12 protein-coding genes are annotated in these 19382 nt (G+C 46.1%); 3 read left to right on the top strand and 9 right to left on the bottom strand.

Going from position 1 to position 19382, the window contains the following annotated elements; genetic code table 11:
* Window positions 1–50: 50 nt before the first annotated feature.
* From RTJ53_RS01935 to RTJ53_RS01970, 8 genes are all read right to left on the bottom strand, one after another.
* Window positions 51–1646 (bottom strand): hypothetical protein, encoded by a 1596-nt coding sequence (locus RTJ53_RS01935; RefSeq protein ID WP_312275605.1) that lies wholly within the window; start codon window positions 1644–1646, stop codon window positions 51–53.
* A gap of 25 nt (window positions 1647–1671) precedes the next feature.
* Window positions 1672–4692, bottom strand: a complete 3021-nt coding sequence (locus RTJ53_RS01940; protein ID WP_312275606.1) for a penicillin-binding transpeptidase domain-containing protein — start codon at window positions 4690–4692, stop codon at window positions 1672–1674.
* 75 nt (window positions 4693–4767) lie between these two features.
* Window positions 4768–6993: an FtsW/RodA/SpoVE family cell cycle protein gene (locus RTJ53_RS01945; RefSeq protein ID WP_312275607.1), complete on the bottom strand. Its 2226-nt coding sequence runs from the start codon at window positions 6991–6993 to the stop codon at window positions 4768–4770.
* A 50-nt stretch (window positions 6994–7043) separates the two neighbouring features.
* Window positions 7044–7952, bottom strand: coding sequence for an RDD family protein (locus RTJ53_RS01950; protein WP_312275608.1), 909 nt, complete (start codon window positions 7950–7952; stop codon window positions 7044–7046).
* A 41-nt stretch (window positions 7953–7993) separates the two neighbouring features.
* The gene (locus RTJ53_RS01955; protein ID WP_312275609.1) at window positions 7994–10501 is read right to left on the bottom strand and encodes a hypothetical protein; all 2508 of its coding nucleotides are present in this window, start codon (window positions 10499–10501) and stop codon (window positions 7994–7996) included.
* 3 nt (window positions 10502–10504) lie between these two features.
* Entirely contained in the window at window positions 10505–12559 is a 2055-nt protein-coding gene (locus RTJ53_RS01960; protein ID WP_312275610.1) for a PP2C family serine/threonine-protein phosphatase, read from the bottom strand.
* 60 nt (window positions 12560–12619) lie between these two features.
* Entirely contained in the window at window positions 12620–13402 is a 783-nt protein-coding gene (locus RTJ53_RS01965) for a vWA domain-containing protein (protein WP_312275611.1), read from the bottom strand.
* Window positions 13403–13657: 255 nt separating this feature from the next.
* Window positions 13658–14854, bottom strand: coding sequence for an amino acid aminotransferase (locus RTJ53_RS01970; protein ID WP_312275612.1), 1197 nt, complete (start codon window positions 14852–14854; stop codon window positions 13658–13660).
* 381 nt (window positions 14855–15235) lie between these two features.
* On the opposite strand from RTJ53_RS01970, the gene RTJ53_RS01975 reads away from it, so the two are divergent.
* The 3 genes from RTJ53_RS01975 (at window position 15236) to RTJ53_RS01985 (ending at window position 18151) form a co-directional block, all read left to right on the top strand.
* On the top strand, window positions 15236–15796 hold the full coding sequence (locus RTJ53_RS01975; protein WP_312275613.1) for a hypothetical protein: 561 nt from the start codon (window positions 15236–15238) through the stop codon (window positions 15794–15796).
* A gap of 198 nt (window positions 15797–15994) precedes the next feature.
* A complete protein-coding gene (locus RTJ53_RS01980) occupies window positions 15995–17251 on the top strand; it encodes a putative DNA modification/repair radical SAM protein (RefSeq protein WP_312275614.1) in 1257 nt (418 codons plus the stop codon).
* Between the two features lie 84 nt (window positions 17252–17335).
* Complete coding sequence (locus tag RTJ53_RS01985) at window positions 17336–18151, top strand: TIGR03915 family putative DNA repair protein (RefSeq protein WP_312275615.1); 816 nt, start codon at window positions 17336–17338, stop codon at window positions 18149–18151.
* A gap of 93 nt (window positions 18152–18244) precedes the next feature.
* On the opposite strand, the gene RTJ53_RS01990 is transcribed toward RTJ53_RS01985, so the two are convergent.
* On the bottom strand, window positions 18245–19360 hold the full coding sequence (locus tag RTJ53_RS01990) for an RluA family pseudouridine synthase (RefSeq protein WP_312275616.1): 1116 nt from the start codon (window positions 19358–19360) through the stop codon (window positions 18245–18247).
* Window positions 19361–19382: the final 22 nt, after the last annotated feature.

Here is a 19382-nt window from a genome sequence, read left to right on the forward strand (position 1 = left end):
CTATCATTTTTAAAAACCACTTTATCGATGCTGTTTTACTTTATGCCCATTTATTGGGCTAACAACAATTGCACAGTTATGGCATGATTCGCATGATTAATGCTTAGCACATCATTGGGCAGCAAAACATCATGTCGGTTGATGGGTTGACCGTTTCGGGTAATACTGATATTGGGATCAATCTCATCAATCAGCAGCTGTCCTTGAGATTCGACAATCGCAAAATACACGCCGCTGCCAGGCTTTAGGTCATTGGCGGCAAATAGACGTAAGGCATGCGCGATTTGTGCCTCGCGAATGGCAAACACAATCGGAAACTCGCGTACTTTTTGTTGGCGCTCACCTAGCCCATCCACAGATTTTATGGTCAAAACAATCTGCTGTAGATTTTGGTTCAACTGCGGCAGTTTGCTTTGTGCTTGGCGTGGCGCACTACTAGCAGTACTAAAAGCGGGCGGGCTTGCTGGGATATGATGATTTGAGTTTGGCTGTGCCTGATTCTGAGTCTGAGTCATGAATTTAACACCCAGTTTAATCTCATTGCTAAATACCTCACCTTTTTGCAAACGTGCGATATCAGTTGGCGTGGCTTGCACTTTGGCTTTTAATCCAAATTGCGCTTCGTCCGACAAGGTTACCCCAATTGTGGCAAGCTTGGGTTTTAATACCTCATAACCGTAAGATACCAAATCAATGGCATCATGCGGGGTAGTAGTGGATTCGTGGGAATGATTAAAACTGCTAAATAACTGCTCTACCATCGCGGTTGTCAGTCCATCATTGGATTTTAAGGTGATTTGAGTAATGACTTGGGATTTATCCACCCATTGTTTTGCCGCTGCCATAATCGCATCGGTCAATAAATCTTGGTACGGCTTGGCAGATTTTTGGATGTTTGGTAACACAGTTACCATCGGCTTGGGTGCGGCTGTTGTCGTTTGACTTGGCGGTTGTACCCTCGTAGGTTGTGGCTTAGAGGATACAGATGGCATAGGCTCAGTATTCACCAGCGGCGGCTGCATCAGCGCAACTGCAGGTACTGGATTAGGTTTTAAAGGCGGTATTGCTGATTGCTGGTTTGGCATCGTAACCTGTTGCACAGGCATTTGATAAGCTTGAGCAGGCTGTGGTTGTGGCGAAACAGGTATCGGGGCTGAAGGTGCTGGCTGCCCGATAGGCTCAGGCAAGGTGATTGGAGCGCGTTCAGGGTAGTGTCCTGTAGCAGATTTTTCTTCGGCAAATCGTGGCATCAGTCGCCCTAACAGGCTTTGATATAGACTCGGTTTTTCGTCTTCGTCATCTAGGGCATAGCCGTCAAGCCGTTGAATCAACAAAACGACCGAATTATCTGCTTCGCTGGCTGGGTCATCGTCATCCGCTGTTTGGGCGGCATGGGTTTTAATCGGCAATATATGAATATCAGGCATGGTGTATTTAAGCGATTGGGTAAATTGTCGGTAGCTTTCTGCCATTTTCTTATTGGCAGTGATATCAAAACTCATCGGCACGGAGAGCTGAACGCTCACTCGTTGTAAGTCATCAATGGCGGTGGTGTATAGGCTAAAGAAATTTTCCATTTCATCAAACACATCGCTTGGGTGTTTGTCGTCAATGATAAAACGGTGATTGGTGGTGATGTAAGCCATAATTTACTCTTAATGATTAACTTTTTTATTGATAGGTTTGTGTTTTTTTAACAGCTTGCGTAGTATCAGTTACTGGACTAGCCACTGAATCAGCCCATGGGTTGGCACTGGTAGGATGGCTAATCGCCGAGCTTTGATACATCTGTTTGGCTAATATCATGCCTGCCTGTACCGCTCGGTTAATGCCATCGCGGGGGTCATCGACCAAGCCGTTTTTAGTCCAGTTACGCTCAACCAATACCGCTACCGCTTTATCCCATTTGCCATTTTTATCTTTTAGCCCATAGACAAACCATTTATACGGACGAGCATAACACGCCACCGATGGCTGAGCTTTGCCTGCGCGAATGTCCGCATTGTTACACAGATTTGCCACCATACTGACAGTGACATTTGGGGTATAAAAGCTGCGACCATTTTGGCTGGTTGGATAGTTAAAGCCGGGTGTGCCTGTTTTGCCCACTATCACGCCCTGTGTCCATGTACAGCTGCCAATGGCTTGGTTACAGGCAGTGAAAGCTGTGCCATTGCCGCCGCCCAAACCTGTGCCTGCTAGCAGCGTACCTGATAATAAATTGAGCGCACCACGGGCGTCAGATTGGTTGATGCCCAGTGGCATGGCGCCGAGTTGGCTGGTAGCTGTGGTCATTGTCTCTTGACTTTGAGCATCGCCGCGCCAGGCTTTAGGGCGCAGCGGAATTTGATTGACGCCCCACAAATCCTCAATTAAATGCACGCCGCGACGCTGGGTCGCGCCATTATCGGCAATCAGCAGATTGGCAAACATATCCGACACACCCAGTACCGAGGTTTTGGCATTACCTGCGCCAAACACTTGGTTCATGCTGGCATTGAGCATATCGCCCCCTTGACGACACGCCCCGTTCATACGTCCACCATTGGCTTTGACACAGCTTGCCACTTGGCTTTCGGTAAATTGTAATTGCTTGGTGGTGTAATCTTGCTTGCCATCGGTGAGCAGTACACCTGAAAAATAGCGGCTTTGTAGCATCGGGTCGCTATTGTAGGCTTTACCAAACAATAAATCTTTAAATCCGCAATTCACTCCCCCTTTATCGGCGCAATTCACACTCCAGCCCATGTCATCACTGGCTTTTTTAAAGGCGGGCATACCCGGGCAAACGCCTTGTCGGTCACGTTGCAATGACATCGCACTGGTCGTGCGTTGACAATATAAAAAGTTCGCCACTTTTTCGGTAGATGAGCTTGCTATCACTTGTTTGAGATAGCGGGCTTCAGGGGTTTGCATATTTTTAAACCGTGGATTGGCGCGTACCAGTGCCAATGCTTGTACGGTTTTAACGGTCGAACCTGGGTATACGGTTTGGTATAACGCATGGTTCATGAGGTTTTGCTTGCTCCAGTCTTTTTTCCACAGTATCGGGCAACCTGTGGGCTTAATCGTGGTATCGCCATTATCGGCACGGTAGCAGTTGGAGTCAGCGCTAGCAAGGGCAAGCACGCCTTGGGTTTTGACATCAATCACCGCGATACCGATACTGCGTACCAAGGCGTTCTCATACATGCCATTGGCGACTTTTTGCAACGCAGGCGATAGCACGCTATTACAGTCCGCGCCATTGGGGTTATTGGTGACACAATCCGCTACTTGCTGGGCGGTGGTCTGTACAGCGGGATTCAGGGTCAACGCCATGTTGTAGCCGATTTTGATATCTGAGCCATCGACATTGATACTATTGATTGGCGGTGCCGTGAGTTTTTGCCACCAGCTGCGTTGATCATTTTTTTGTTGGTAGCTTTGATAAGCGTCCAATAACTGGCGGTCAAAATGGCTGGCGTGAATGTTGGACAATTCGCTATACATCAACCCTAAATTGGTCGGTAAAGCAACCTCGGTTTTGCTAGTGGAGGCAATCCGTTTTTTCGGGTCTTGCGTGGGTTTGTCTTGTAGGGTTTGCAGCACGCCATTGGCTTGGTTTTGAATATCGTTTTTGGTTTTATTAAAAGCATTGTTGGGGTCAGATGCTGGTGCATTTGGTAAAGTCGCCGCCCCTGTCAATGGTTTAACCGCCAAGGATTTGACCGACATCGGAATCAATCTAGGGTTATTACAAAGCTGGGTTAATGGGTCAACGTCACCTGTGTCAGTGGTATTGCTACGATTATCGACATACAGATAGCCTGTCTGATTGTCTGCCGTTTTGGCGGTTTTGATGTACACACAGCCCGGCAGCCCATACCAAGGGTTGGTTTGGGTGAGCCAATTGGTTGGCATATGGGCGACATTGGGGTCGTTTTGATTGCGGCGATTGGGCTGTTGTTCTCGCCATTGTAGCTGCAACAATCGCTCCGGGCTGGCAAGCGTTTTTAGCGCAAATGCTAACTCATCTTCGTTGATATGTTGCTCACAGGCTTGTTGCCAAAGGCTGGCAGTTTGCAGTTGGTATTGGTTGGCCAGACGTTTTTGCTGATACAAGCTCAACAGACTTTGATTGACTCGGTTGATACTGTCGGTAAAACGTGCTTGGTTTTTGGGCTGAGTTAAATCGCACGTTTTGGCAGGCGTGGCGTTGACCGAACTTGATAGATTAGCGTTCGCACTTTGGGTATTAGTATTTTGGCTGTTGGCTTGGTTGACCACATCCGCCATACCCAGGTTGTCAACGACAAGTGACACGGCGTTTTCATTCGCCTCTGCATTGTACGTGGTATTTGAGGCGGTTAAGGGCGAGAGATACCACGCTAGCCAGCCGATAAGACCGACGACAAACACCACCAAAATCACTTGTAAGTTGGTCAAAATGGTTTTGTAAAGCGCTTGAGAAACCCGAAAACTGGCAACTTTACCGTCGTTTTTGATTTTTTTGTTAGTATTTTTTGTTTCACTTGCTTGCGTATTGTCGGAGGTATTGGCAGGCGTGGCGATTTGTTCAACATCTACTGAATCAGCGACATTTTTGTCCTGTGACAGCGTGTCAGAACCTGTGTTGTTGACAGTTTCTAAATCGCCACTGTTCATAGTTTCTTGACTGTTTTCGTCTTTCGGGATTTGGTTTTCGGTCATTTTGAACCTTTAATTTTTGCAAGCCTTACTAAAATTTGACGTTTCTACAATTGGATAAGTTATTGAGCATATGGTTTACAGTTTATTGCCGTCCAACATCAACTTTGGCTGAAACAGCGCCAAACTGAGCATAATACTATTGAGCCATAAATTACTGGTGCCATAACTTAAAAACGGCAACGTCACCCCCGTGAGCGGTAAAATCCCCAAATTTCCCGAAATGGTGACAAGTGCCTGAAACACCGTAATCACCACCCACAGCAAAATCACCCACGCCAGCAAAAAATAACCGCCCGATAACAGCCGTGATTTCATCTGCTCACTGGCAAACGCCATCTGCTGACGGGCAATGAGCGCAAGCCAAGCAAAATACACCATCATCAGCACCACACTTGCCCCAATACCCACCACTGCCATCACCGAGGTAATAGTATAGTCACTTTGCATTTGTAGCGGCACGCCCTGACAGCCCGACAAATGATACCCACACCACGGAATATCGCCAAACCCATAGCCAATCATCGGCACACTCTCGCGAAACCAATGCAAAATCGCCATCTGATCGTTGCTCGCCACAAACGGATTGACCCACGCATTGACCCGCTCGGCAGTGCGCGCATCAAACCCGCTTAAATTCACCAACACCATCATCAGCAAGAGCAAAATCGCGGTACTCGACAACACGCCCAAAATATAACCCCGCCCGCCCATTTGGAAAATTTTGTTGGATAGCGCCACGCCCACCAAAAAGGTAAACAAAAACAAAAATACCAGCATAGTGCCTTTTTCATTGGCAATACCCAGCGCGATAAACGGCAACACCACCGCAAAAGCAAGCAGTAGGGTCATTTTTTTGGAGCGAAAAAACAGATGATTAATCAAACCGCGTTGGTTAATCGCCAAAAACACACCCAAAAACACCATCAGCCAAATTTTTGACAGTTCAGCGACTTTCGCACTGTCACTGTGAATCAACACTGCCAAGCCCAAATAGCCCACCGTAAAGGCAAGCAGCCACACACGTGCTTTAGTCATCGCCGATTTAACATTGCCCCAACTGCTGTGTAGTAAGTTATTGGCAATGAGGGTTTTAAGCCCCCAACTAACCAAACTGCTAATCGGACGAGCTAGGCTAATAAACACAAAACACCAAAATAAATCCTTGAAATGATTGAGAAAAATATAACGCAGTGACAGATAACTACGGGTGCTTAAATCAAATAAAATCATCAAGCCAAAGGTGGCAAAGCCTACAAACAACGGATAAATCCACGCAGATGATAGCATGGCACGGTTGTCGGGGAATTTTTCCATCAACCGACGCATGGGCGAAAAAATCATCAATACACTCAGTAGCACGCCGACGCAAAATAGCACGCCCCCCACCATCATCGGCAAAATCACCGTATGGCTAACGCCCGCAATGACCAATCCCCACACCGTGATGGCTATCGGTAGTACCTCAAGCCAATGTTTACGGCGAGACAGCCATAGCAAGCCCCACGTCACCCACGACCAAACACACACCTGAGTGAGCATCCCCAAATGCGTGGGCGTGCCAATTAATGGCAGTAAATTGTTCGCTTGCAGGGCTTTTTGTTGGTTGTTATTGGCGTCATAGATACTGGCAACATCATTTGCTGATTGATTTAACAGTTTGGCAATGGCAGGCTGATTGCTAAACAGGCGATTGTAGGCAAAACGTCGATTGCCATCGGCGACCGCAAGCAATGACACCGCAAAATTGGCTTGGTCGGCAGGGGATAATTTATCGGTTTTCAGCGCCATTAGGTTGTCTAAACTATCGAGTTGCCCACTAGCGTTAAGGTGTAGCCAATCTTGGCGATTGCTGAGTTTATCACCACCCAAATTCACTTCGGTTTCATTTTCAACCAGCTCAGTTTGGCGTTGCTGTTTGCCTTGGGCTTGCCATGCGGCCGCTAAAGCTTGTTGGGTTTTGGCAAAATGTTGCTTTGCCTCACTTATTAATTGTGTAGGCTGACTGGCTTGGGCGCAGGCTTGAGTCATGCCATAGTTAGGATCATTACGGTTGTCATACAGATTAGTAATAACGTTGTCACCACAATATTTGCTGAGCAGTTGCGGTTTGGCGATGCCTTCAGTATAGCTGGTGAGTTCAAGTTGATAACGCTGCAGTTTGGGCGAATGGGCGTAATCTGCCAGTAAAAATGCGCCAATTAACAGGAGCCATACCACCGCTAAAATCATGATTTCGCTCAACGTTTGCGCTTTGGCGTTGGGTTTTTTGCTGGCTTTTGTACGACTCACTATGTTTAGCATGGGGTTTTCCAAATTGATTAACTTTTTTTATTGCTATCCCTGTTTAAAAATTAATTGGGGTCATACAACACCACCGTACGTGCGATTAAATCATGCAGCGTTTGTTTACGGGCGGTAAACCACATCAAAAAACCAAATGGCAGCAAAATCAGTTTGAGCGTTTCTCGAATCAGCGCATGGAAAAAATTAACCCGTTGACCCTGCATACCAAACACCCACATACCCATAATCACCTTGCCCACCGTTGCTTGTCGTCCCAAACAGGTCAATAACGTCATATAGAACAAATAAAATCCATACGCTATCAAGGCAAGCGTTTGATCGGTAAACCCACGAATGCCAAGCTGCGGTAAAATCTGCGGCAACAATAATTGATAAGCCAATCCCAATAATAAACTGACTAACGCTAAATCAAATAGATAAGCCAATGCGCGGCGCACAAAACCTGCATACAGCATGGCATGAGCCGGCTTACGAGTCTGCAGCGCGGTCGAAGGCAGCTGATTGACGGCTGGCGTTGGGTATTGGCTAGGTTGCTTTGGTTGCACTGCGGGAGCGACATAAGGATTTGCGTAGTCAGTGGGTTGTGCGGGTGGATTTGACGCCTGAGCAATATCAGGCTGTTCATAGTTAGGCTGTGGATAGATTGGTTGAGCAGGTTGCTGCATAGGTTGACTAGCCTGAACAGCTGGCATATCGGTCGGTTGATAATTGCCTGCAGATGGATTTGGCGTATAACTTTGCCAAGTAGAATGTTCTGGCTGGGTCAGCTGAGAGGTTTGAGGCGCGTCATAGGCACCGTCATGGGCATTATAGCCACTTGACTGTACAAACGAATTTTCTTGCTGCGGCTGAGTATGATTATCAGATTGTTGCGCAAACTGACGACTGCCACAATTTGGGCACATAACCGCAGTTTTTGGTAATTTTTGACCACATTGTTGGCAGACAATAATCATAGATGTTTACTACCCTATTTTCATATTTTCAATTTGATAAACTAATTTGACGATCCAACCACCCAGTTGTATGGCGGCAAACACTCAGCGGGCACAGGATTGGCGCCGCTGCTGTTTTGCTGGTCGATAATGGCTAGCACTTTCTCGGCGATGGGTACCAATTCTGGATAGGTTTGCGGATAATTTAACATGTTTTGGCAACGTTTTTGTTGATCGTCCGTGGTATAAAACTGTGCCAATAACGACCCCACTGCGCCTTTGTCATCACCCGCTTGCAGTGCCATTGCCGCTGCCAATTCAATCATATAAGTGTTGGGGTATTTGCTGCTATCACGCGGCGTTTGTAGCGCATAAAGCAAAAAAGATTTGCTATAAGGATAGTTGTTTTTAAATAAATAATAAGCGAAATTGGCGACATATTCGCCTTGATTGGGATTGTATTTCACTGCTTGCGCTTGAAGATAAACGGCGGCTTTTGGGTCTTTTTTGCGCCAGTAATAGCTTTTTGCCGCTTCATTGAGTTGTTTGGCGAGCGTTTTATTCATGGACTGCTGTTTAAAATAGCCCATATCCGCGTTGCGAAAGGCTTCAAGCGAGTATTGCTTTGTCGCATTGATATCTTGGCTGTAACCGAGCTCTTGCAGCTGTTTGAGCGATGGCTCGGCAAACTCACCCACCTTGACTACGTTATCAAAAAACTCAGGGCTAATACCGAGCGTGTCTTGATACAGCTTGGCTACGCTAGTTTGCGATGAGGAAGAAAAAAAGCCATTTTGCGCTTTAAGCGCTTGCGTCATAGTGGCTTTTGCAGTCGGTAGTGATTTGATGATGGTGCTGTAACTATTTTGGCTTTTTGGTTTTTTTTGCGGATTGTCATCGGTACTTGCCGCTTTGGCATTATCGGACTGATTGGTAGTGGCTGATTGTGATGTTGTGGGTGTTGAGGCGGATTTTAACCTTGATACGCCATAGCCACCGATTCCCACTAAGGCGGCAATCAGCGCTATCAGCCACCCTTTAGAGGGCTTTTTGACAGATACCTCACCGGTAGAAGTGGTATACGGTGGCGAAGTGGGTGGCGCCTCTGTAGTATCAGTGTGATGCGCGGGTGCTGTCATCGTATCTGCTATTGTATCTGGCATCGCCATTGAATGAGTCGCCAGTGTTTGGGTCGCGTCATCGCCTGCATTGACTACATTTGCATTGATTACATTGATGGGTTGGCTCGGTATGCCCGTGTGACTGTTAGCCTGATTATTGAGCGATTGCTCAAGCCGACGATTAGTTGCCAATGTTTCATCATCCATCAAACCGCTCAAAGCCGCGCTTGGTTGATGACTTGGGTGACTTGCGGCAGTTAACGCTACAGAAGCATGGGTGGGCGTGGTCTGCCAGACGCTGGGTGTCGCTGCAGCGCTGATTGCGGGTACAGGTGTGACGGGCGTGGTTAACGGGTTATTGGGTACGGTTAAAAACAGACAGCGATGACAGGGTTTACCGACAAAATGAATGTGGCTGGTATCATTGGAATAATTTTCACACACTTTAAACTGGCGGTGTTGAACCAATCCGCGTAGATGATTTTCCCACTCGGCGGCGCTTGGGCGATCAGTTGGATGGGTAGATAAAAACGCTTGATCAAACATTGCACGGGTTTGGTCATCCCAACACACATGAATGCTATTTTTTAGCGGTGCAATCTCTGGGTGTGGCTGCAAGCCATAAGCATATAGCCGCTCTTTGATAAATTGGTCGGTGTTGCGATGAGCAGCATTTTTTAATCGGTCTGACACAGGGATAAAATAAAAAGGATGAATACCATTGTTTAAAATTTTAAACAGCTCAATCGCCAGTACAAAACGGTCGTGTTTTTCATCCAACAAACCAATATCTTTGTGTTCATGATATTCAGGACTGGTCATTTCAGGGGATATGACAGGACTTGGATAAACGCTACCATCACTGCCAGTAATACGATAGCTATCACAATCGATAAACCCAACGATAAAGCCTTTATAATCATCATCCATGCCCGTGTTTGGCTCTGGCATCAGGCGCATATTGGCTTCTTTAAAATCAATAAAGGCATGCCCATGACCATGTAAGTCCGCCATCAAGGCGCTAATATTGGCACACAGCTGCACACGATAATTGAGACTCTGCTGATACGCGGTCAGTTTTGCCGCCTCTCGTGGGTACATAAAAGGATTGAGCGATAACGACCTATCAAAATCCAGCTCTGGCATGGCGTAGCCAATAAGTTCGTCATGCTCACCGACAATCAGATGTCTCACCCAAGCAAACTGGGTATACCCTACCCCATTAATCACTTCATAAATATGCTCAGGCGGGCGCGCCATCATGGCTTGTAGTTTGGCAACGCTGGGGTTTTTGGGATCGGTGGGATTTTTAAAGATTTTTGCCACCAAATTGCCCGTGCCTAACAGATTACCAAGACGGTAGACAATGCCCATACCGCCTGAGCCGATCTCATGAGAGATAGGCAAATCAATGGTGATACGCTGATTGTTTGCAATTAAATACGGCATGGACTATCTCTTCAGATGGGCAGATGAGGTGGGTAAAGCGGCTAACTCAGTGCTAGCAGTAGCACTCATATGATTTATTGTGTCAGTAATACCCAAATAGTATAGCTGTATTTGCTGATTGCCGCCAGAATCGCTGACCGTGCTAGCAGGCAAACCCGTAGAGGCGGTAGCTGCGGTATTGGTGGTAGAGCTAGTTAAAATTTCTGATAACCCTTTGTCAAGCGTCAGACTATCCAAGATTTCCGTCTTTTTGCTTAACCCAGCTATTTGGCTCGTTATCGATTTGATAGGCAAGCTAATTTGGCAGTTGTAGTAATGCATCGTGGGTTGGATGGTGACACCCAAACTTGTCAAATCGTGGGTATCGGTAACTGGCAAGCAGCTTGCTTTAGCTGCAAGTTTGACAGCATGATTGTTAAATTGTGAGTCGGTCAAAGTAGCCTCGGTATGTTGGTTTTGCAAAGCTGTACTCGCTGCACCACTGGAAACTCTGGCAACCGTTGGGTTTTTATTAGCGACCACTGTGGTAACAGTGGCGGATAATAAGGGCTGACTCACACTATTTTTATTGTCGTTTTTAGTTTTAGCGCTGCTTGTTGGTTTGGATTTTTGCTCGATGACATCAATAGACTGACCTTGCAGGCTGGCTACTATCACCTTTAGGATGGGATCATCGCTCGGATTGCCACTATCGGTAACCACTGCGGCTTTGCTCAAATCAATGGCATAGGAATCACCCAGTGCGTGCGCGGTCAGTGGGGGCGTTATAACCGAGGTGGGCGTTGTGCTCGCCACCGATGCCGCAGTATTGGCATTGTTGACAGTTTGCGTCGGCAGCAATCGATCTTTATTTATCCAGCCCAATACACCTGTACCAATGAGCATCGCTGCGCCAGCCATCATAGCAGTATTACGCCGCTGTCTAGTTGCGTCACTAACAGACTGCGAAGGCGGCAACACCTGCGACGTTGTAGCCGCTGGCGTTGCACGAGCGGTATCTACAACACTGGCGTGCGGCTTTGGGTTAGGCGCTATGTTATTGATGTTATTAAAGGTTAGGTCATCAGGCGTCCTAGTGGCGCGGGTGTTTTTATGATTGACAGCATCGGTATGCCAGACCGTGGGGTTTGCGGTCGCTCTGATTTCAGTCACTATAGTGTCATTCGCTAGGGTTTCATTTTGTACCTCAACCATCGGTTCAAGGTTTTGATAATGCTGTTGATTTTTTAATAAAACCACCAAGGATTTATCATCACCGGTTAATCGATAGGTGGCAGGGTTGCCAAGCGCCTGTTCAATAATCGCGCTGCCCTGCTGTGAGCTTTGACTTTGGGTTAAATTAAATAGCAAGTTACCAAAAAAAGGGCGGTAAATTTTGGGCGTAACACTTGCGCCTTCAAATACCAAGTCAGCACAGCCATCCGACATCAGTGCAAGGCAATCCACTTGCGATAAATCAATGGGCTCAACCCTTAAAAAGGATTGCCAATTATCTTGGGTGATAAAATGCGTCTCATTGACGTATTCATTCTTGCTATCATCCCCGTACACTTGCAAGTTGGTGAAATAATCGATGTGAGGATGGCGGACAACAAATTGGCTGGTGATGAGAGGACTATCACCGATTTGCACCAATAGTGCTTGATGATTAGCATCAATCAATACCCCGGTAAAGGTAGTGTGATAGTCTCTTAGGCTCGACTCAGCGGGCAGCTGCGACTGCAGGTCGAGGCGTATTTGTGATAATTGCTCGATAATTTGCTGTTTGACTTGTCCTAAATCAAGCGCAATGCCGCTAACACTGAGACTGAGCAGCATTTTTCCAATCGATTGACTAAAAAACGCTGCACCCGCTTGGCTAAATTTTGCTGAGCCCGCCCCATCACATACCACGGCGACCATACCTTTTTCGGTTTTTTGCAAATAGATACTGTCTTGATTGGGCAGGCTGCTGTCGATATGGGATTTACCAATACTGGATGCGCCATACAGTTGCCAAGATGATTGGACCGATGATTGCGATGTTTGCGCGAACAAATCCGTGGTTTGGTTCATCATTATCCCCAATTTTTTTAGGTTTTTTATTATTATGAGCGTTGAAGGTGATTGTCTTTGCCATCAACTTTGAATGGTCGCCCACGGTGAGATGCTTCCTAATTGCACGGTTTCTCCAGGCGCAGATTGTGACACGGTCTTAAGACTCGCGGACAACCACACAAAAAATTCGACAAATTTAACGGAGTTGAGATGCACGGGCGGGGTTAAAATCGACAGTTGCTTGAGCATCTTAACTTCTTGCACGCCCGCATCAATGGCAATCGGATAAATAATACATTGGTTATTTTGCTCGGCTTGGTGACATTGATTGATAGCTGCCTGCCACACATCTTGGCTGTCGGTGGGCAGACCATCCGTCATGGCAATAACCCAAGGACGGGTATAATTGATACCGTTGTCGCGTAGATTGATACGCTCTTGCTCAATCAAATTGAGCGCAAGTAACATACCTTGCCCAAGCGGCGTCATACCATTTTCACGAAATTTAATGGGGAAAAAATCAATCGCATCCGTCCAATCCATCATCAGCTCTGCGGTATCATTGACCCCGCCCACGATGACAATGGCTAAACGCACACGGTTACGCGCTGTTTCATCTTTCATCAAATCATGATAAAACGCTTCAATTCCTTCATTGAGCATATCGATACGGCGTTTTTCGCCATTGCCTGAGCGTATCGCCATTGAGCCTGACAAATCCAACACCAAAACGCACAGGGTACGCTGGGCAACGTTATTGCCGTAATCGATTTCTCGAAATTGGGGGGTGAGGGCTTGCGGGATGGATGGCGGCGTAGAATCAGTTGCGGTTTGAAAATTGGGTATGGGGTTGTAGGGGACCATAAAGATATCCTATTTTTATTAAAATTATTGTAATCGGTATCTCAGCAAAAGCCGATACGAAAAGCAAGGTTTTTTGTGGCGATTTAATTAACAACAGTCAAAAATATTTCTACAACCTTACCAGAAGGGCTTAAATACTCCCCCACCCCGTTAATCATAAGTTATAAAAAACCCCTAACATGCGGTTAAGGGTTTTGATGATTTAAGCTATCTTAGTTTTTTAACAGGCTTATTTAATAAGCCCATGTAATACGCTTAGTCTTTTAATACTTCTGCCATGGCATTGGCTACATAGTCGATATTGCTAGCGTTTAGACCGGCAACTGAGATACGACCATTAGCGACCATATAGATACCAAAATCTTTGATAATCCGCGCTACTTGCTCAGGGGTGAGACCAGTATAGCTAAACATACCGTTTTGCTTGGTGATATAGTCAAAACTGCGACCCGGTAATTTGGCCTCTAAACTGTCACGCAGTTTTTGGCGCATCTCTTTGATGCGATCGCGCATCACATACACTTCTTGTACCCATTCATTGAATAACGCTTCGTCATTCATCACGATATCAACCACGTGACCGCCGTGCGAAGGGGGGCTTGAGTAAATGCGGCGGATATTGAACTGCAATTGACCTTGTACCGCTTTGGCTTGTGCTTCGTCTTTACACACCACAGATAAACCGCCAACGCGCTCACCATACAGTGATAGATTTTTTGAGAATGAGTTACTGACAAAGAACAACAAGCCCATGTCCACTGCTTTGCGAATCGCATAGACATCTGCATCCATGTCTTCACCAAAGCCTTGATAGGCAATATCCATAAAGGCAAGCAAGTTTTTCGCTTTTACCACTTCAAGTACTTGATCCCATTGCGCTTGGGTCAAGTCAACGCCCGTTGGGTTATGACAACAGGGATGTAGCAACACCACATCATGGGCTTGCAAGGTGTTTAAAAAGGCAATGAGCTCATCAAATTTGATGCCGTTGGTCGCTGCATCATAGTAGGGATATTTGCCCACCGCAAAACCAGAGCCTTCAAAGATACCAATATGGTTCGCCCACGTTGGGTCAGACACATAGCATTTGGCTTGTGGAAACCAAGCATGAATAAAATCAGCCCCGACTTTGAGCGCGCCCGAACCACCAATGGTCGCTGTGGTTGCCACACGCTTGTCTTTTAATACTTGTGCGTCTTTACCAAACAATAGGTTTTGGCAAGCGGCGCGATAACCTGGCAGACCGTCCATTGGCAGGTAGGGACGTGGTTTTGGTGGATTAGCGATTTGTGCTTCAGCTTTTTGCACACAGTTAAGGACGGGTAATTTACCGTCATTATCAAAATATACACCCACACCCAAATTAACTTTGTCGGCACGTGGGTCTTGTTTATGCTTGTCCATCAACCCCAAAATCGGGTCACCCGCATACGGTTCTACATGTGAAAACATGAATAGCTCCTACATTTAATTGATAAGTTTGACTGCTAAAAAATTTACGCTAACGTGGCATTGCCCAAATATTCAATGTCAACGGATAAGGATAAACCTTGTAACCCAATAAAACAACCGTCAAGCCTATTTTTTTGCTTGTCTAAGCGCTTCACTTAACAAAATTTCAAGCCTGTCAAAGGTGCCTGTTTGATGAGTTAACCTACCCATGCAGTTACATTTTTTCACAGCAGCTATCGCATAAATTGCAAATTTTGCGTGTTATTTACATTTATAACTTATATTTCTATCAACAATATGCGCATAATAATTTTATCAATTCGGTGTATATTTTTGACCCCTATTTATTTTTCGCCACTGTGTATTTTGAGGAAACACAACATGATGATGACCGCTATAAAAAAATCCCAAATCGTTGCCGCGACAGTTGCGGTGATTGCCATGAGTGCCGTGGCAACACCGAGTCATGCGCGTACCGTTAAAGTCGCCGCCAAAAAAACGACAACGGTAACCACGACACGCGTCGCACCAAAAACCACAACGATTGTCAATCAACATATCGATGGCACTAGTGATACGGTAATGGTTCGCCCCAATGGATTTACCATCGTTGACGGTATGCCATTTTACCCGACACAAATTGTCACCACGCCGACTTATCGCACTGTCTCTACATCTACCTCTACGCCTGTTGTCACTACCACAGCCCCTGTAGTAACAACAGCGCCTATTACAACTGTAGTGTCGACATCGAATGTCAATACCACCACCCCAGTGACGGTACAAACAGGCTCAGGCGCGACAGTAACCGTGTCCAAACCTGCCACTGTTGTTTCTACTACCACGACAACCCCTGTATTGCTACCGGCATCAACGCCTGCGGTAGCGACAATGACCACCGTGCCTGTCACGACCGCACCGGCTATTATCGTTAATCCGTAATTCGTAATTCGTAATTCGTAATTCGTAGACACTAATTAGTTAATCTACCAAAAGCAAGACGTCACACGTTGTCGTCTTGCTTTTTTTTAACCGTATTTTTAGTGGCTTATAAGGTAAAATACTCATCTTAAGTTTAATTTTGCAACCTATTTTTTATGTTTTTATCCGCTGATATATGAGATATGCAAGGTTTACGCGATGAATTATGAAAGATTGCAAGACAAATTATCCATCTTAGCCGATGCTGCCAAATATGATGTTTCCTGTTCATCAAGTGGTAGTAAACGTGACAATCATAACAAAGGACTCGGCACGGCTAACTCGGGTATTTGTCATAGCTATACCGAAGATGGCCGCTGTGTTTCCCTTTTAAAAATATTGTTTACCAATCATTGTATCTACGACTGCGCGTATTGCACTTCAAGGCGCAGTCACGATACACCACGTGCAGCATTTACTGTCGAAGAAGTGGTTGATTTGACCATGCAGTTTTATCGGCGCAACTATATTGAAGGCTTGTTTTTAAGCTCAGGGATTTTTAAATCGCCCGACTATACCATGGAGCGATTGGTTCGTGTCGCCAAAACCCTGCGCCTTGCGCACAAATTCAATGGCTATATTCATCTAAAAACCATTCCGGGTGCGTCTGCTGAGCTGATGCAGGAAGCAGGATTGTATGCCGATCGCTTAAGCGTCAATATGGAAATCCCCACCAAATCTGGCTTGGCATTGCTCGCACCTGAAAAAAACCATGACGATATGAAAGCGCCAATGAAAGTGGTGCAAGAACAAATTGTGGTGTTTAAAGACAGTAAAAAACAACACAAACATACCCCAAAATTTACCCCAGCGGGTCAAAGTACCCAGCTGATTGTGGGCGCAGCGCAAGAGACCGACTTACAAATCATCCGTTTATCGAGCCATTTTTATCAAGAATATGACCTAAAACGGGTGTACTATTCAGGGTATGTGCCTATGCTCAGTGACAATCGCTTGCCGGCTATGGGCACCCCTGTGCCGATGGTGCGAGAAAATCGCTTGTACCAAGCGGATTGGCTCATGCGTTTTTATGGATTTGAAGCAGAAGAAATTCTACCCGATGACCATCCGTTCTTGGATTTGGACTGTGACCCAAAATTGGCTTGGGCGATTCGTAATAAGTCACATTTCCCCGTCAATATCCAAACCGCGCCCTACAAAATGATTGTGCGTATTCCTGGTATTGGCACCCGAACCGCCAAAAAAATTGTTCAGGCACGAAAATTTTCGACTTTGACACTCGAACATCTCAGGCAAATGGGCGCGGCCGTAAACCGTGCCAAATACTTTATCGCACTCAAAGGTCGCAATGAGCATTTAAGTCATTTAACGCAAGATAATTTTCGCGATTATGTGCTGGCGCAGACCCAAACCAAATTCAAAGCCGAGCGGCATGGTCAATTGGCGTTGTTTTAGCATTATTATTTTAGAATTAATTTTTTAAAATCAATCTTTTAAAATTAAGGTTTTAAAGCCTACTGTGCAAAAGGTCAATCATTTATGGATTTAGTGACGGCTGAGACCCCCATTTTAATCTTTGATGGCAGCTTTGAAGGGTGGCTCACGTGTGTGTTCACCATTTATGAAAACGGTTGGCAGCACACCCCGATTGTGAGCATTCAAGCCGAGCATGAAGTGGTGCCCAATTTTTGGCAAGCCACTGTCACCATCGCGACCGATGAAGCCAAAACCTTACGGGTGAGTGATAAATTAGCGCGCGTCTTTGGCAAAAACGGTATGCGACAACTGCTGTGGGGCTTTTTATCAGAATCGCCTACCGTGTATAGTCATCTGTTTGGGGTGGTACGGTTTCAATTGTCCAATCCCAACCTTGATGTGTGGGAGAATTATACCCATGCGGATGTGATGGCAGTGAGCAAGCTTATCAAAATGGTCGGGCGTGAGCGCCACCGTATGCAGGCGTTTGTGCGATTTGAACAAATGCAAATGCCAGACACTGAAAAACCGGTATATTTTGCGCGCGTTGAGCCCGATTTTAATGTATTACCCATTTTGCATCAGCATTTTAAAGAACGCTATGCCGATCAAACTTGGGCGATATATGATGTCAAACGCGGGTTTGGTATTTATTACGCTCACGATGATCCCAGCGAACAAGTCCATATCATCTGTGATTTAGATGATGAAGCGCTACTGCATCCGCAGCAGTTTTATAGCGAGGCAGAACAACAATACCAAACGCTTTGGCAAAAATATTTTACCCACGTGACCATCAAGGAGCGGTTAAATCGCAAGCTGCATATTCAGTATTTGCCAAAACGCTATTGGAAATATTTGACAGAAAAAATGGGTTAATAGCGGGGCGTACCCCAATCGCCCGCTAACAAACCTCAGTAACGCATCAGTAATCTAATAAAAGTAATATTACGGTAAAAAATTATGGCTTTGTTAGGGCTTTAGGGTGTCGAGTAATTTTTGCATGTCTTCGGGCAGGCGTGCTTGCACTTTAATAGGCTCGCCTGTTTTTGGGTGGATAAAGCCAAGCTCATACGCATGCAGCGCTTGACGCTGGAACTGTTGTACGATCTGTTTTTGGTCGTCATCCAAAGTTTTTAACAATATCGCATTTTTACGAGCAGCGCCATAGAGCGGATCTCCGAGCAATGGAAAACCCAAATTTGATAAGTGTACGCGGATTTGGTGGGTGCGCCCTGTTTCCAGTCGCACGCTGACCAATGAGACAGCATCGCTTATCGCTGTGATTTTCTCAAGATGAGTGACAGCGGGTTTGCCACTACCCACCACCGCCATTTTGGTACGCTGGGTCGGATGGCGACCGATGGGTGCATCAATGGTGCGATGGCGGGCAAGCTCAGCCGCGGACGCTAACACAATCGCTTGGTAAAGCCGGTACACGGATTTGTCTTTAAGCTGATTAATTAGATGCAGCTGACTTTGACTGTCTTTAGCAATCACCATTAAACCCGATGTTTCTTTATCGATTCGATGTACCAATCCCGCTCTAGGTAGGGTGCGGCTGTCAGGATAATGAAAAAGCAGCGCGTTGACTAGCGTACCCGAGCCATTGCCCGCGCCAGGATGTACGACCAAGCCTACGGGCTTATTGATGACCAGCACCGCCTCATCTTCATACAAGATATCAAGTGGGATATTCTCGGGCAAATCTTGCTGCTGAGCGGTCAAACTCGCTTTAAGCATCAGCACATCGTTGGGCTTAAGACGATATTTGGGTTTTTGCGCTGCGCCGTTTACGGTTAGTTCGCCTGACTCAAGCCAGTTTTTGATTTGCTCACGCGAATAATCGCTAAACACCAAGGCAGCAATTTTATCAATGCGCTCCCCTATTTGTTCAGAGTTGACTGTATAATTTTGGACAATTTGATGACTGCCAGCGTCGTGGGTGTGCAGGTTTTGAGTGCTTGGGTGTGGTTGTGACAGGTTTTCCCATTCTTCTTCGAGTTGATTGGTATTGTTTTGATTCATAAATTCAGTCATAGATTCAATGTTTGATTCGATTGGATGTGAGGCGATTGGCGTGGTCATAAACAGTTCAGACTTAGGGTAT

Origin of the sequence: Moraxella sp. CTOTU46711 (assembly GCF_031975715.1) — a bacterium.
Classification (GTDB): Bacteria; Pseudomonadota; Gammaproteobacteria; order Pseudomonadales; family Moraxellaceae; genus Faucicola.